Annotated in this window: 13 protein-coding genes; 9 read left to right on the top strand and 4 right to left on the bottom strand. The window is 58.6% G+C overall.

What is annotated here, in order from left to right:
• Positions 1-73 precede the first annotated feature (73 nt).
• From deoC to deoD, 4 genes are all read left to right on the top strand, one after another.
• On the top strand, positions 74-853 hold the full coding sequence (gene deoC, locus D5067_RS19630; RefSeq protein ID WP_210433789.1) for a deoxyribose-phosphate aldolase: 780 nt from the start codon (positions 74-76) through the stop codon (positions 851-853).
• A 109-nt stretch (positions 854-962) separates the two neighbouring features.
• Positions 963-2,285, top strand: a complete 1,323-nt coding sequence (deoA, locus tag D5067_RS19625) for a thymidine phosphorylase (RefSeq protein ID WP_119935628.1) — start codon at positions 963-965, stop codon at positions 2,283-2,285.
• Between the two features lie 53 nt (positions 2,286-2,338).
• On the top strand, positions 2,339-3,562 hold the full coding sequence (gene deoB / locus D5067_RS19620; RefSeq protein ID WP_119935627.1) for a phosphopentomutase: 1,224 nt from the start codon (positions 2,339-2,341) through the stop codon (positions 3,560-3,562).
• 89 nt (positions 3,563-3,651) lie between these two features.
• Complete coding sequence (gene deoD / locus D5067_RS19615; protein WP_010427122.1) at positions 3,652-4,374, top strand: purine-nucleoside phosphorylase; 723 nt, start codon at positions 3,652-3,654, stop codon at positions 4,372-4,374.
• Between the two features lie 85 nt (positions 4,375-4,459).
• On the opposite strand, the gene lplA is transcribed toward deoD, so the two are convergent.
• Both lplA and D5067_RS19605 read right to left on the bottom strand, forming a co-directional pair.
• Positions 4,460-5,476: a lipoate--protein ligase gene (gene lplA / locus D5067_RS19610; RefSeq protein ID WP_119935626.1), complete on the bottom strand. Its 1,017-nt coding sequence runs from the start codon at positions 5,474-5,476 to the stop codon at positions 4,460-4,462.
• 39 nt (positions 5,477-5,515) lie between these two features.
• Positions 5,516-6,160, bottom strand: a complete 645-nt coding sequence (locus D5067_RS19605) for a YtjB family periplasmic protein (protein ID WP_119935625.1) — start codon at positions 6,158-6,160, stop codon at positions 5,516-5,518.
• A 117-nt stretch (positions 6,161-6,277) separates the two neighbouring features.
• Here D5067_RS19605 and serB point away from each other — a divergent pair, with 117 nt between their 5' ends.
• Genes serB through nadR form a run of 3 tightly spaced genes read left to right on the top strand, consistent with a single transcriptional unit; the run spans position 6,278 to position 9,942 of the window.
• The gene (serB, locus tag D5067_RS19600) at positions 6,278-7,246 is read left to right on the top strand and encodes a phosphoserine phosphatase (protein WP_119935624.1); all 969 of its coding nucleotides are present in this window, start codon (positions 6,278-6,280) and stop codon (positions 7,244-7,246) included.
• Between the two features lie 42 nt (positions 7,247-7,288).
• Positions 7,289-8,674 (top strand): DNA repair protein RadA, encoded by a 1,386-nt coding sequence (gene radA, locus D5067_RS19595; protein WP_119935623.1) that lies wholly within the window; start codon positions 7,289-7,291, stop codon positions 8,672-8,674.
• Between the two features lie 35 nt (positions 8,675-8,709).
• On the top strand, positions 8,710-9,942 hold the full coding sequence (gene nadR, locus D5067_RS19590; RefSeq protein ID WP_119935622.1) for a multifunctional transcriptional regulator/nicotinamide-nucleotide adenylyltransferase/ribosylnicotinamide kinase NadR: 1,233 nt from the start codon (positions 8,710-8,712) through the stop codon (positions 9,940-9,942).
• Between the two features lie 99 nt (positions 9,943-10,041).
• On the opposite strand, the gene D5067_RS19585 is transcribed toward nadR, so the two are convergent.
• Positions 10,042-11,043, bottom strand: coding sequence for a zinc-binding alcohol dehydrogenase family protein (locus D5067_RS19585; protein WP_119935621.1), 1,002 nt, complete (start codon positions 11,041-11,043; stop codon positions 10,042-10,044).
• A gap of 108 nt (positions 11,044-11,151) precedes the next feature.
• Between D5067_RS19585 and D5067_RS19580 the strand changes: the two genes are divergently transcribed.
• Positions 11,152-12,051, top strand: coding sequence for a LysR family transcriptional regulator (locus D5067_RS19580; RefSeq protein ID WP_119935620.1), 900 nt, complete (start codon positions 11,152-11,154; stop codon positions 12,049-12,051).
• Between the two features lie 116 nt (positions 12,052-12,167).
• Here the strand turns inward: D5067_RS19580 and ettA are convergent, their stop codons facing one another.
• Entirely contained in the window at positions 12,168-13,835 is a 1,668-nt protein-coding gene (gene ettA / locus D5067_RS19575; protein WP_119935877.1) for an energy-dependent translational throttle protein EttA, read from the bottom strand.
• A gap of 227 nt (positions 13,836-14,062) precedes the next feature.
• Here ettA and sltY point away from each other — a divergent pair, with 227 nt between their 5' ends.
• Positions 14,063-16,000, top strand: coding sequence for a murein transglycosylase (sltY, locus tag D5067_RS19570; RefSeq protein ID WP_119935619.1), 1,938 nt, complete (start codon positions 14,063-14,065; stop codon positions 15,998-16,000).
• The last annotated feature ends 2 nt before the right edge of the window (positions 16,001-16,002 follow it).

The following is a 16,002-nucleotide window of genomic DNA, read 5'->3' as shown; positions in this document are numbered from 1 at the left end:
GATGCGGGTGAATGTTAGAATACTCACAGACCCGCAAGGTAAAATTTATACGGCACTGCCGTTGGAGAATGTTATGACCGATTTAACTGCAAGCAGCCTGCGCGCGTTGAAACTGATGGACCTGACCACCCTGAACGATGACGACACCAGTGAAAAAGTCATCGCCCTGTGCCACCAGGCGAAAACGCCCGTCGGTAACACCGCCGCCGTCTGTATCTACCCGCGCTTTATCCCGATTGCCCGTAAAACGCTGAACGAGCAGGGCACGCCGGACGTGCGCATTGCAACCGTAACTAACTTCCCGCACGGCAACGACGATATCGAAATTGCGCTGGCGGAAACCCGCGCGGCGATTGCTTATGGCGCAGACGAAGTTGACGTGGTGTTCCCGTACCGCGCGCTGATCGCCGGCAACGAGCAGGTCGGTTTTGACCTGGTGAAAGCCTGTAAAGACGCGTGCGCGGCGGCAAACGTGCTGCTGAAAGTGATCATCGAAACCGGCGAGCTGAAAGAAGAGCAGCTGATTCGTAAAGCATCTGAAATCTCCATCAAAGCCGGTGCGGATTTCATTAAAACCTCTACCGGTAAAGTGCCGGTTAACGCCACCCCGGAAAGCGCCCGCATCATGATGGAAGTTATCCGCGACATGGGCGTGTCCAAAACCGTGGGCTTCAAACCTGCGGGCGGCGTGCGTACCGCTGAAGACGCGCAGCAGTTCCTGGCGATTGCCGACGAGCTGTTCGGCGCCGACTGGGCCGATTCCCGTCACTACCGCTTCGGCGCGTCCAGCCTGCTGGCAAGCCTGCTGAAAGCGCTGGGCCACGGCGACGGTAAGAGCGCAAGCAGCTACTGATTGCCAGACAATGCCGGATGACGCTTCGCTTATCCGGCCTACAGGATCGTAGGGCGGGTAAGCGTAGCGACACCCGCCACAAATCCCCCGATTCCGCATGGAGGTTACCGTGTTTCTCGCACAAGAAATTATTCGTAAAAAACGTGATGGTCACGCATTAAGCGACGAAGAGATCCGCTTCTTTATCAACGGCATTCGTGATAACACCGTCTCCGAAGGGCAGATTGCGGCTCTGGCGATGACCATCTTCTTCCACGATATGTCGATGCCGGAGCGCGTGTCGCTGACCATGGCGATGCGAGATTCAGGAACCGTTCTGGACTGGAAAAGCCTCAACCTCAACGGCCCGATTGTGGATAAACACTCCACCGGCGGCGTGGGTGACGTGACCTCCCTGATGCTTGGCCCAATGGTGGCAGCCTGCGGCGGTTACGTTCCAATGATCTCCGGGCGCGGCCTGGGCCACACCGGCGGCACGCTCGACAAACTGGAAGCCATTCCGGGCTTCGATATCTTCCCGGATGACGGCCGCTTCCGCGACATTATTAAAGACGTTGGCGTGGCGATTATCGGCCAGACCAGCTCTCTCGCTCCGGCAGACAAGCGTTTCTACGCAACCCGCGATATTACCGCGACCGTTGACTCCATCCCGCTGATCACCGCGTCGATTCTTGCCAAAAAGCTGGCAGAAGGTCTGGACGCCCTGGTGATGGACGTGAAAGTGGGCAGCGGCGCCTTTATGCCAACCTATGAACTTTCTGCTGCGCTGGCCGAAGCGATCGTTGGCGTCTCCAACGGCGCGGGCGTGCGCACCACGGCATTACTGACGGACATGAACCAGGTGCTGGCGTCCAGCGCCGGTAACGCCGTGGAAGTCCGCGAAGCCGTCCAGTTCCTGACGGGTGAATACCGCAACCCGCGTCTGTTCGACGTCACCATGGCGCTGTGCGTTGAGATGTTAATCTCCGGCAAGCTGGCCAAAGACGATGCGGAAGCGCGCGCGAAACTGCAGGCGGTGCTGGATAACGGCAAAGCGGCAGAGATCTTCGGCCGCATGGTTGCAGCCCAGAAAGGCCCGACCGATTTCGTCGAGAACTACGCGAAATACCTGCCAACCGCGATGCTCAGCAAGGCGGTCTATGCGGACGGCGAAGGCTTTGTGTCGGCAATGGACACGCGCGCGCTCGGCATGGCGGTTGTTTCGATGGGCGGCGGTCGTCGTCAGGCATCGGACACCATTGATTACAGCGTCGGCTTTACCGATATGGCCCGCCTGGGCGACAGCATTGACGGCCAGCGTCCGCTGGCGGTGATCCACGCCAAAGACGAAGCCAGCTGGCAGGACGCGGCGAAAGCGGTAAAAGCGGCAATCAGGCTTGACGATAAAGCACCGGAAACCACACCGACTGTCTATCGCCGTATCACTGAATAACGGTATACTGATCTGATCGCTATTTTTTGAAGCACTACGTACGGAGAACAATTATGAAACGTGCATTTATTATGGTGCTGGACTCATTCGGCATCGGCGCAACTGAAGATGCAGATCGTTTTGGTGACGTGGGTTCCGATACCATGGGTCACATCGCGGAAGCCTGCGCCAAAGGCGAAGCGGACAACGGTCGTAAAGGTCCTCTGACCCTGCCAAACCTGACCCGCCTCGGTCTGGTAAAAGCGCATGAAGGTTCTACCGGTAAGATCGCAGCCGGTATGGACGGCAACGCGGAAGTGGTGGGCGCATACGCCTGGGCGCACGAGCTCTCTTCCGGTAAAGATACGCCGTCTGGACACTGGGAAATCGCCGGTGTACCGGTTCTGTTTGACTGGGGCTACTTCTCCGATCACCAGAACAGCTTCCCGCAGGAGCTGCTGGATAAGCTGGTGAAGCGTGCCAACCTGCCGGGCTACCTCGGTAACTGCCACTCTTCCGGTACCGTGATTCTGGACGAGCTGGGCGAAGAGCACATGAAAACCGGCAAGCCGATTTTCTACACCTCTGCCGACTCCGTGTTCCAGATTGCCTGCCACGAAGAGACCTACGGCCTGGATAAACTCTACGAGCTGTGCGAAATCGCCCGTGAAGAGCTGACCGAAGGCGGCTACAACATCGGCCGCGTTATCGCGCGTCCGTTTATCGGCGACAAAGCCGGTAACTTCCAGCGTACCGGCAACCGTCACGACCTGGCCGTTGAGCCACCGGCGCCGACCGTGCTGCAGAAGCTGGTTGAAGAGAAAGCCGGCCACGTGGTGTCCGTGGGTAAAATCGCGGATATCTACGCCAACTGCGGCATCACTAAAAAAGTGAAAGCCACCGGTCTGGACGCGCTGTTCGACGCCACCATCAAAGAGATGAAAGAGGCGGGCGACAAGACTATCGTCTTCACCAACTTCGTGGACTTCGACTCCTCATGGGGCCACCGCCGCGATATCGCGGGCTACGCTGCCGGCCTGGAGCTGTTTGACCGCCGTCTGCCGGAGCTGATGGAGCTGGTGGGTGAAGATGACATTCTGATCCTGACTGCGGACCACGGCTGCGACCCAAGCTGGACCGGTACCGACCACACCCGTGAGCACATTCCGGTGCTGGTGTACGGCCCGAAAGTGAAGCCGGGCTCGCTCGGTCACCGTGAAACCTTCGCGGATATCGGCCAGACCATCGCGAAATACTTTGGTACGTCTGACATGGAATATGGCAAGGCCATGTTCTAAATCGTGTTGGGTGCGGCCTGATGCCCTCACCCCGGCCCTCTCCCACAGGGAGAGGGTGAAAAGAATAAACAATTTGAAAGGAACTGAAGATGGCAACTCCTCACATTAATGCAGAAATGGGTGATTTCGCTGACGTCGTATTGATGCCGGGCGACCCGCTGCGCGCGAAGCACATTGCAGAAACCTTCCTGGAAGACGTACGTGAAGTGAACAACGTTCGCGGCATGCTGGGCTTCACCGGGACCTATAAAGGCCGCAAAATCTCCGTGATGGGCCACGGCATGGGTATCCCATCCTGCTCTATCTACACCAAAGAGCTGATCACCGATTTCGGCGTGAAGAAAATCATCCGCGTGGGCTCCTGCGGCGCGGTGCGCATGGACGTTAAGCTGCGCGACATCGTTATCGGTATGGGTGCCTGCACCGATTCCAAAGTGAACCGCATGCGTTTTAAAGACCATGACTTCGCGGCAATTGCTGACTTCGGCATGGTGCGCGACGCGGTTGACGCGGCAAAAGCGCTGGGCGTTGAGGCTCGCGTGGGCAACATCTTCTCTGCTGACCTGTTCTATGCGCCGGACGGCGGCGAAATGTTCGACGTGATGGAAAAATACGGCATTCTGGGCGTGGAAATGGAAGCGGCCGGTATCTACGGCGTGGCGGCTGAGTTTGGTGCGAAAGCGCTGACCATCTGCACCGTGTCTGACCACATCCGTACCCACGAGCAGACCACCGCTGCCGAGCGTCAGACCACCTTCAACGACATGATCAAAATCGCGCTGGAATCCGTTCTGCTGGGCGATAAAGAGTAAGAACTGTTGTGCCGGGTGGCGGCTTCGCCTGACCCGGCCTACGGTTTTGTAGGCCCGCTAAGCGCAGCGCCAGCGGGCTTTTTTACTAGCGCACGGCCTGTGCAATCCACGCCGACAGCTCCCGCAGCTCTTTTTCCTGCTCAGGGAAATCGCCGATCAACGCGTCGCACTCCTGCTGCAGCATATCCGCCCGGTACAAACAGCCTTGTAAACGAGCCGCCAGCGCCTCTAGCGGTGCCGGGTTCAGGCTATCGGTAAACACCTGCGTGCGGGTGATATGGCCTTTCTCCACGTCAAAATGCAGCTCCACGCCGCCCCAGGTGAAGCGTTCGTCCAGCAGGTGCGAGAAGGCAGGCGCCTGGCCAAAGTTCCACTCCCAGCTGCTCTGGCGGGCGAAGGTTTCCGCGAAGTTGGGCAGGTCCGGGGTTTTATCCGGGGAGATGACTTCCGCTTCGACGCGCTCGCCATAGTGAGCAAAGAACGCCTCGCGCACGGCGTGGCAGATTTGCTCGTGCGTAATGCCCGGCAGCAGCTCCACCAGATTCGCCACGCGGCCGCGCACGGAGGTGATCCCCTTGGCCTGCAGCTTTTTCTTGTCCGGGTTGAGGTAGTTCGCCAGACGGCTCAGGTCGGCATTCAGCAGCAGCGTGCCGTGGTGGAAACCGCGATCCATCGTTTCGCGATAGGCTGAGCCCGACACTTTCCGGTCACCGTCAGGCGTTTTCACCACCAGGTCATTACGGCCTGAGGCTTCCGCCGTGACGCCGAGCGAATTCAGCGCGTTGAGCACAATCGAGGTAGAGATGGTTTTGTCGTACTCCGGCTTGCCCGCCATAAAGGTAAAGCAGGTATTGCCCAGATCGTGGAATACCGCGCCGCCGCCGCTGCTGCGGCGCGCGAGACGGACGTTGTCCTCTTCCATGCGCCGGGTGTTACACTCTTTCCACGGGTTTTGCGCGCGGCCAATAACGACCGTGTCGGCGTTGCGCCAGAGAAAAAGCACGCGCTGGGTGGCGGGCATCTGGCGGAAGATGCACTCCTCCACCGCGAGGTTAAACCAGGGATCGTAAGAGTCAGAGATAAGCAGGCGTAATGACGACATGGCAGCGTTCCTTTACCGATTCATACGCCTACTTTATCACTATTCTTTCTTCTCGCTCTCTTCGTCTTCAGGCACCGATTTGCTGGCGGTGAGCAGGAACGGTGACTGCTGCCAGCGGGTACGTTTGCCCTGCAGCAGGGTTCGTGCCAGCACCACGCCTATTGCCAGGGAGAGCAGCAGCATCAGGCGCAGAATATTGGTAGTGTTATCGACCTGCTTGGCTTCGGTTGGCAGGGTGTGGGTATCAAGCGTAAGACGCAAATACCCCAGCGGGCCATTCTTGCCCTGAATAGGTTCGACGATCTGCTGGTTGAAGTAGCCGCCGGCTTTTTTGCCGTCCAGCGCCAGCCTGTCGCGCACGTCGACGTGCTCTCCCGCGCGCGCTATCAGGTCGCCTTGTTCGTCATAGACCCCGGCATCCAGAATACGGCTGTTTTCCGTTAACAGGCGTAACACCTGAGCTATCCGCTTGTCATCCGGCGTTTCGTTACGCATGGACGGGGCGACGTTGAGCGTCACCTGACGCGCCAGCGTACGGGCCAGCTCTTCAAACTGTGGGTTACGTTGTCGTTGATGATTCTGGCTAAACCAGGATGCCCCCTGCATCAGCGCGACCAATAGTGCGAGACAGGAAAGGACAATCACGGCGCGATGAAGCCGGAATTTCAGTTTTGCGCGAGCCATATTCCACCTGCTGAAAATTTACGGCTTAATGTTGCCAGAAGTGATGGTTACAGGGTAGCCTCATGCGTTATTTTCCCTCTGGAACCTTCCGGCGCGAACGAATTTACAGGAGCTTCAATGCCGAACATTACCTGGTGCGACCTGCCAACGGATGTCTCTTTATGGCCAGGATTGCCGCTCTCTCTAAGTGGCGATGAGGTGATGCCTCTGGATTACCACGCTGGCCGTAGCGGCTGGCTGCTGTACGGACGCGGCCTGGACAAGCAACGCCTGACCCAGTACCAAAGCAAACTGGGTGCGGCGATGGTCATTGTGGCGGCCTGGTGCGTAGAGGATTATCAGGTCATTCGCCTGGCGGGTTCCCTGACGCAGCGCGCGACGCGTCTGGCGCACGACGCCGGGCTGGACGTTGCTCCGCTCGGCAAAATCCCACACCTGAAAACGCCGGGCCTGCTGGTGATGGACATGGACTCAACGGCGATCCAGATCGAGTGTATTGACGAGCTTGCGAAGCTGGCGGGCAGCGGCGAGCTGGTGGCGGATGTGACCGAGCGCGCGATGCGCGGCGAGCTGGACTTTACCGCCAGCCTGAGACAGCGCGTGGCAACCCTGAAAGGGGCCGACGCGACCATTTTGCGTCAGGTGCGCGACGAGCTGCCGCTGATGCCGGGGCTAACCCAGCTGGTGCTAAAGCTGGAGACGCTGGGCTGGAAAGTGGCGATTGCCTCCGGCGGGTTCACCTTCTTTGCCGATTATCTCCGTGACAAGCTGCGTTTGACCACCGTGGTGGCGAACGAGCTGGAGATCATGGACGGCAAACTTACCGGTCACGTTATTGGCGACATTGTGGATGCGCAGTACAAAGCCAGCACGCTGACCCGCCTGGCGGAAAAATATGACATTCCGGTCGCGCAGACCGTGGCCATCGGCGACGGCGCCAACGATCTGCCGATGATCAAGGTCGCCGGTCTTGGCATTGCCTACCATGCCAAGCCAAAAGTAAATGAAAAGACGGAAGTCACCATCCGTCATGCCGACCTGATGGGGGTATTCTGCATTCTCTCCGGCAGTATTAATCAGAAATAGCGGTCTGCTATTGTAGGCCGCTCAGAAATAACGAGGTAAACCGTGGCGAAAGCTCCAAAACGCGCATTTGTCTGTAATGAATGTGGTGCGGATTATCCGCGCTGGCAGGGGCAATGCAGCGCCTGTCATGCCTGGAACACCATCACCGAAGTGCGCGGTGTGGCGGCTTCGCCGAGCGTGGCCCGCAACGAGCGCCTGAGCGGCTACGCGGGCAACGCCGGCGTGTCGAAAGTGCAAAAGCTCTCGGACATCAGCCTTGAAGAGCTGCCGCGCTTCTCCACCGGCTTCAAAGAGTTCGATCGCGTCCTCGGCGGCGGGGTGGTGCCGGGCAGCGCCATTCTGATCGGCGGTAACCCGGGCGCGGGTAAATCGACCCTGCTGCTGCAAACGCTGTGCAAGCTCGCTGAACAGATGAAAACCCTGTACGTCACGGGGGAAGAGTCACTGCAGCAGGTGGCGATGCGCGCGCACCGTCTTGGCCTGCCGACCGGCAATCTGAACATGCTCTCTGAAACCAGCATCGAGCAGATCTGCATGATTGCTGAAGAAGAGCAGCCGAAGCTGATGGTGATCGACTCCATCCAGGTCATGCACATGGCGGACATACAGTCCTCGCCGGGCAGCGTCGCGCAGGTGCGTGAAACCGCGGCCTACCTGACGCGCTTTGCCAAAACGCGCGGCGTGGCGATAGTGATGGTCGGCCACGTGACTAAAGACGGCTCGCTGGCCGGGCCGAAAGTTCTCGAACACTGTATCGACTGCTCCGTGATGCTCGACGGCGATGCGGATTCCCGCTTCCGCACCTTGCGCAGCCATAAGAACCGCTTTGGTGCCGTAAACGAGTTAGGCGTCTTCGCCATGACCGAGCAGGGGCTGCGCGAAGTCAGCAACCCGTCGGCCATCTTCCTGAGCCGTGGTGATGAAGTCACCTCCGGCAGCTCGGTGATGGTGCTGTGGGAAGGAACACGTCCGCTGCTGGTCGAGATCCAGGCGCTGGTGGACGTCTCGATGATGGGCAACCCGCGGCGCGTGGCGGTGGGCCTGGAGCAGAACCGCCTGGCGATCCTGCTGGCGGTGCTGCACCGTCATGGCGGCCTGCAGATGGCGGATCAGGACGTATTCGTCAACGTGGTGGGCGGCGTGAAAGTATCTGAAACCAGTGCTGACCTGGCGCTGCTGCTGGCGATGGTCTCCAGCCTTCGCGACAGGCCGCTGCCGCAGGATCTGGTGGTCTTTGGCGAAGTAGGGCTGGCCGGGGAGATCCGTCCGGTGCCGAGCGGCCAGGAGCGTATCTCCGAGGCGGCGAAACACGGCTTCCGTCGTGCCATTGTCCCAGCCGCTAACGTGCCGAAAAAGATCCCGGAAGGGATGAAGGTCTTCGGCGTGAAAAAACTCGCAGATGCGTTAAATGTCTTTGACGACTTATAATTACGTATTCGATTTTGCAGGAGGCACCGTAATTTATGTCATCATTTGACTATCTTAAGACCGCAATTCGCCAGAAGGGCTGCACGCTGCAGCAGGTGGCGGACGCCAGCGGCATGACGAAAGGCTACCTGAGCCAGCTGCTGAACGCCAAAATCAAAAGCCCCAGCGCGCAGAAGCTGGAAGCGCTGCACCGCTTTCTGGGGCTGGAATTTCCGCGTATTTCAAAGAGCATTGGCGTGGTGTTCGGCAAGTTTTATCCGCTGCATACCGGGCATATCTATCTGATCCAGCGCGCCTGTAGCCAGGTGGACGAGCTGCATATCATTATGGGCTACGACGAAACGCGCGACCGCCAGCTGTTTGAAGACAGCGCCATGTCGCAGCAGCCGACGGTCTCTGACCGCCTGCGCTGGCTGCTTCAGACGTTTAAGTACCAGAAAAACATCCGTATTCATGCCTTCAACGAAGAGGGCATGGAGCCGTATCCGCACGGTTGGGACGTGTGGAGCAACGGCGTCAAAGCGTTTATGGAAGAGAAAGGTATCGCCCCGAACTGGATCTACACCTCTGAAGAGTCCGACGCGCCGCAGTTCCGCGAACATCTGGGCATCGAGACGGTGCTGATCGATCCGAAGCGAACGTTCATGAACATCAGCGGGGCGCAGATCCGCGAGAATCCCTCCCGCTACTGGGATTACATTCCGACCGAAGTAAAGCCGTTCTTTGTGCGTACGGTGGCCATTCTGGGCGGGGAATCGAGCGGCAAATCCACGCTGGTCAACAAGCTGGCGAACATCTTCAACACCACCAGCGCGTGGGAATACGGACGTGATTACGTCTTATCTCACCTGGGCGGCGATGAGATGGCGCTGCAGTATTCCGATTACGATAAAATCGCGCTCGGCCATGCGCAGTACATTGATTTTGCCGTGAAATATGCCAACAAGGTGGCCTTCATCGACACCGATTTCGTCACCACGCAGGCGTTCTGTAAAAAGTACGAGGGGCGCGAGCACCCGTTCGTGCAGGCGCTGATTGACGAGTACCGCTTCGACCTGGTGATCCTGCTGGAAAACAATACCCCGTGGGTGGCCGACGGCATGCGCAGCCTCGGCAGCTCCGTCAACAGAAAAGAGTTCCAGTCCATGCTGGTGGAGATGCTGAACGAGAATAACGTTGAGTTCGTCCACGTAGAGGAGTCTGACTACGACTCCCGTTTCCTGCGCTGCGTCGAGCTGGTGAAGGAGATGATGGGGGAGCAGGGGTAAAAAACTTACCCCTCACCCTAACCCTCTCCCCACAGGGGAGAGGGAACTTTAGCCTCCCTCTCCCTTTGGGAGAGGGCCGGGGAGAGGGGAACAAACCACTCAATACTCAACCACCACTTTACCGCGCATATGTCCCTCCAGCACCTTGCGGTGCGCCTCGGTAATGCTTTCCACGCTCAGCCCGTGCAGCGTTTCGCTGAGCGAGCTTTCGACCACGCCGTTATCCACCAGCTTCGCAACCTCGTCTAAGATCTCCCCCTGACGCGCCATATCCGCCGTCTGGTACATGCTGCGGGTGTACATAAATTCCCAGTGCAGCGCGGCGGATTTGGATTTCAGCTTATCCTGATTCAGCGGATGTTCATTCTCAACGATGGAACAGATGTGCCCCTGTGGCGCAATAAGCTCGCTAACGGCATCCCAGTGCCCGTCGGTATCGTTGAGGATGAAGATGTAATCCACAAAGGTAATACCCTGTTTTGCCAGCTCGCCTTTCAGATCCCGGTAGTTCACCACCCGATCCGCACCGCGAGCGCGACACCACTGGGCGGAATCTTCCCGCGAGGCCGTTGCGATGACGGTGACCTTACTGTTGTGCTTCGCAAACGGGATCGCCAGCGATCCCACGCCGCCTGCGCCGCCGACGATCAGCAGCGTTTTGTCCGATCCGGCATCCTGAATATTCAGCCGTTCGAACAATCCTTCCCAGGCGGTGAGGGCGGTCAGCGGCAGCGCGGCGGCGGCGGCCCAGCCAAGGCTTGCCGGTTTATGCCCGACGATGCGCGCATCTATCAGCTGGTAGGTGGCGTTACTGCCCGAACGGGTGATGTCGCCTGCGTACCACACTTCATCCCCCGGTTTGAACCCGGTGACGCCAGCCCCAACGGCTTTGACGATCCCGCTGGCATCCCACCCGAGAATGCGCGGATCTTTCAGGCCATTTTTAGCGATACCTGCATGGACTTTGGTATCGACAGGATTTATGGAAACGGCTTTGACCTCGACCAGCAGATCGTGCTCGCCGGGCTGCGGCATCGGTTGGGTGATTTCGATAAAAGCTGATGGGTTCGCTGGGTTAACGGCAATGGCTTTAACAGACATGGTGTGCTCCTCAATGGAATGCGTTTTGTTGAGGCTAGTCTATTAAGTGGACAGTTGCGTGATAAGATGGACAATCAAGAACGCAGTGTTCGTACAGGATGAACAATCATGTTTAAGCAGCTTCAGGATATGGCGCTGTTCGCGCTGGTCGCGGAGATGGGCAGCTTTACCGCCGCAGCGCAAAAGGCTGAATTGCCGAAATCCAGCGTCAGCCAGCGCATCAGCCAGCTGGAGCAGCAGGTGGGGATCCGCCTGCTTAACCGCACCACGCGCAGGCTGAACCTGACGTTTGCGGGCGAACACTATCTGGTGCACTGCCGGGAGATGCTGGCCGCCAGCGAGCGGGCGGAGTACGCCATCCAGCGACTGCGTGAAAACCCCAGCGGACGGCTGCGGATCACCTGTCCGGCGGGGATTGGCGCAACGCTGCTGGCGCATCTGAACGCCGAGTTTCAGCTTCGCTATCCTGACGTTTCGCTCGATGTGTCGATTTCTGACGATGTGGTGGATCTGGTCGAGTCCGGCTTTGACGTGGCGCTGCGCACCGGCAAGCCGCAGGACTCCTCCCTGATTGGCCGCATGATAGGGCACTGCCCGCGCTACATGCTGGCCTCGCCCGCCTATCTGGCGCGTCGGGAGCCGTTAATCCATCCCCGTCAGCTGGTTGAGCACCGCAGCATTACGCACAGAGCGTGGTCTGAGTGGCTGTTACGCAGCGAGAACGAGGATTACCGCTACCTGCCGGATAACGCCCACATGACGGATAACCTGGTGTACGCACGAGAGTGTGCGATCGCCGGGGCGGGAATCACGCTGCTGCCCGCTTTCCTGCTGGAAGATAAGATCGAAAAGGGCGCGCTGGTAAAGGTGCTGTCGGAGTGGAACGTTGAAGGCAACGACCTTTGGCTGGCGTATCCAAGCCGCAAGCTGAATTCACCCGCGCTGATGAGCTATATCGAGTTTGCGATGCAGTTTGATGAGGTGAAGCGGTATTACGTGGGTAAATAAAAAAGCCGGGTGGCGGCTTCGCCTTACCCGGCCTACAAACAGCGCGGCCTGATGCCCTCACCCACGGGGAGAGAGTACAAACATAAAAAACGGCAACCGAAGTTGCCGTTTTGCGTTTATTTCGCGATACGCTTGTACTTAATACGCTTCGGCTCCAGCGCGTCGGCGCCCAGCGTGCGTTTCTTGTACTCTTCGTATTCGGTGAAGTTACCTTCGAAGAACTCCACTTTACCTTCGTCCTGGTAGTCCAGGATGTGGGTCGCGATACGGTCAAGGAACCAGCGGTCGTGCGAGATAACCATCGCACAGCCCGGGAACTCCAGCAGGGCGTTTTCCAGCGCGCGCAGGGTTTCAATATCCAGGTCGTTTGTTGGTTCATCGAGCAGCAGAACGTTACCGCCCACCTGCAGCAGCTTCGCCAGGTGCAGACGACCGCGCTCGCCGCCGGACAGCTCGCCCACGCGTTTGCCCTGGTCGGTGCCTTTGAAGTTAAAGCGGCCAACGTAGGCGCGGCTTGGCATCTCGGTGTTGCCGATACGCATAATATCCAGACCGCCGGACACTTCTTCCCACACGGTTTTGCTGTTGTCCATTGCGTCACGGAACTGATCGACGGACGCCAGCTTCACGGTCTCACCCAGGGTGATAGAGCCGCTGTCAGGCTGTTCCTGACCGGACATCATGCGGAACAGGGTGGATTTACCCGCGCCGTTCGGACCGATGATCCCGACGATAGCCCCTTTCGGTACGGAGAAGCTCAGGTCGTCGATCAGCAGGCGGTCGCCGTAAGACTTGCGCAGGTTGCTGACTTCAACCACTTTATCCCCCAGACGTGCTCCAGGCGGAATAAACAGTTCGTTGGTTTCGTTACGTTTCTGGTATTCGGTGTTGTTCAGCTCTTCAAAGCGTGCCAGACGGGCTTTGCCCTTAGACTGACGGCCCTTCGCGCCCTGACGCACCCACTCCAGCTCTTTCTCAATAGACTTGCGGCGCGCCGCTTCCTGAGAAGCTTCCTGCGCCAGACGCTGATCTTTCTGCTCCAGCCAGGAGGAGTAGTTGCCTTCCCACGGAATACCTTCGCCGCGGTCCAGCTCCAGGATCCAGCCCGCAACGTTGTCGAGGAAGTAACGGTCGTGGGTAATCGCCACAACGGTGCCTTCGAAGTCGTGCAGGAAGCGTTCCAGCCAGGCGACAGATTCTGCATCCAGGTGGTTCGTTGGTTCGTCGAGCAGCAGCATGTCTGGTTTTTCCAGCAGCAGGCGGCACAGCGCGACGCGGCGACGTTCACCCCCGGAGAGCTTCTCAACTTTGGCATCCCAGTCTGGCAGACGCAGGGCATCCGCCGCGCGCTCCAGCTGCACGTTCAGGTTGTGACCGTCGTGCGCCTGGATGATCTCTTCAAACTTGCCCTGCTGAGCGGCCAGCTTGTCGAAGTCCGCATCCGGTTCGGCGTATTTGGCATACACTTCATCCAGACCTTTCAGCGCGTTAACCACCTCGGAAACCGCCTCTTCAACGGATTCGCGCACGGTGTGTTCCGGATTCAGCTGAGGTTCCTGCGGCAGGTAACCAATCTTGATGCCGGGCTGCGGACGGGCTTCACCTTCGATGTCTGTATCGATGCCGGCCATGATGCGCAGCAGGGTGGACTTACCGGCACCGTTGAGACCCAGAACGCCGATTTTTGCGCCCGGGAAGAAGCTCAGCGAGATATTTTTAAGAATATGACGTTTCGGCGGAACCACTTTGCCGACACGATGCATGGTATAAACGAATTGAGCCACGTTGGACTTCGCCTCTTTTATCATGATGAGTATGGAATTCAGCCTCGAAGTGTAGCCTTTTTCACGCCCTAATCCCAGCCAGGAACGTCGGGAGTGTTAAAACGCGCAGGAAAGGTAAAAAAGTGTCCATGACGTGGCGCGTTGCAGGATGCCTGGTTAGCATAAGTTAAGTAGACTTTGACGTGGCAAGACGCTGCAAATAATGAAAAAACAAAGAGGAAGAGCTTGTGGAAAGAGCCAAACAGGTGGTCTGGCGTCTGCTGGCTGCCAGCGTATGCGTAATGGCGGTAAGCCAGGCGGTGCATGCCGATTCACTGGATGAACAACGTAACCGCTATGCCCAAATCAAGCAGGCGTGGGACAATAAGCAGATGGATACCGTGCAGGCGCTGATGCCGACGCTGAAAGACTATCCGCTGTACCCGTATCTCGAGTATCGCCAGATCACCGACGATCTGATGAACCAGCCTACCGTGACCGTGAATAACTTTATTCAGGCGAACCCAACGCTCCCGCCCGCACGCAACCTGCAGTCGCGCTTTGTGAACGAACTGGCGCGTCGCGAAGACTGGCGCGGGCTGCTGGCGTTTAGCCCGGAAAAACCGGGCACTACGGAAGCGCAGTGTAACTACTACTACGCCAAATGGGCGACCGGACAGCAGGAAGAGGCCTGGGTCGGTGCCAAAGATCTGTGGCTGACGGGCAAGAGCCAGCCTAACGCCTGTGACTCCCTCTTTGGCGCATGGCGCGCGTCCGGCAAGCAGGATCCGCTGGCGTATCTTGAACGCATTCGCCTGGCGATGAAGGCCGGAAATACCCGCCTGGTCACCGCGCTGGCGGGGCAGATGCCGCCGGAGTACCAGACCATTTCTACGGCGGTTATCGGGCTGGCAAACGATCCGAACAGCGTGCTGACCTTTGCCCGTACGACGGGAGCCACGGACTTTACCCGCCAGATGGCGGCGGTCGCTTTTACCAGCGTGGCGCGTGACGACGTGGAAAACGCGCGGCTGATGATCCCGCAGCTGGTGCAGGCGCAGCAGCTTACAGAAGAGCAAACCCAGGAGCTGCGTGACATCGTTGCATGGCGGCTGATGGGTAACGATGTGACCGATGAGCAGGCCCGCTGGCGTGACGATGCCATCATGCGCTCAAACTCTACCTCTCTGGTGGAGCGCCGCGTGCGCATGGCGCTGGGCACGGGCGATCGTCATGGGCTGAATACCTGGCTGGCGCGTCTGCCGATGGATGCCAAAGAGAAAGACGAATGGCGCTACTGGCAGGCCGATCTGCTGCTGGAGCGCGGTCGTGATGATGAAGCCAAAGAGATCCTCCACGCATTAATGCAGCAGCGCGGGTTCTACCCGATGGTGGCAGCCCAGCGTCTTGGGGAAGAGTACACCCTGAAGATCGACAAAGCGCCCGCCAACGCCAGCCCGTCGCTGACGCAGGGGCCGGAGATGGCGCGCGTGCGCGAGCTGATGTACTGGAACCTCGACAACACCGCGCGCAGCGAATGGGCCAACCTGGTCACCAGCCGCACGACGGACGAGAAAGCCCAGCTGGCGCGCTATGCGTTTGATAACCGCTGGTGGGATCTGAGCGTGCAGGCGACGATCGCCGGCAAGCTGTGGGATCATCTCGAGGAGCGCTTCCCGCTGGCGTATAAAGATCTCTTTGACCGCTACACCAGCGGCAAAGACATTCCGAAAAGCTACGCGATGGCAATTGCCCGCCAGGAGAGCGCCTGGAACCCGAAGGTGCGCTCCCCGGTGGGAGCCAGCGGCCTGATGCAGATCATGCCGGGCACGGCGACGCACACGGTGAAGATGTTTAATATTCCAGGCTACAGCAGCCCGTCACAGCTGCTGGATCCGGATACCAACATTAACATTGGTACCAGCTATCTCCAGTATGTGTATCAGCAGTTCGGCAATAACCGCATCTTCTCTTCGGCGGCGTATAACGCGGGTCCGGGACGCGTGCGAACCTGGCTGGGTAACAGCGCAGGGCGCATCGATGCCGTGGCGTTTGTCGAGAGCATTCCGTTCTCGGAAACGCGCGGATACGTGAAAAACGTGCTGGCGTATGATGCCTACTATCGCTACTTCATGGGGCAGAATGACGCCCTGATGAGCGATGCCGAGTGGCAGAGACGTTACTGATC

This window comes from Enterobacter huaxiensis (genome assembly GCF_003594935.2).
Classification (GTDB): domain Bacteria; phylum Pseudomonadota; class Gammaproteobacteria; order Enterobacterales; family Enterobacteriaceae; genus Enterobacter; species Enterobacter huaxiensis.
This window is presented reverse-complemented; position numbering and strand designations above follow the sequence as displayed.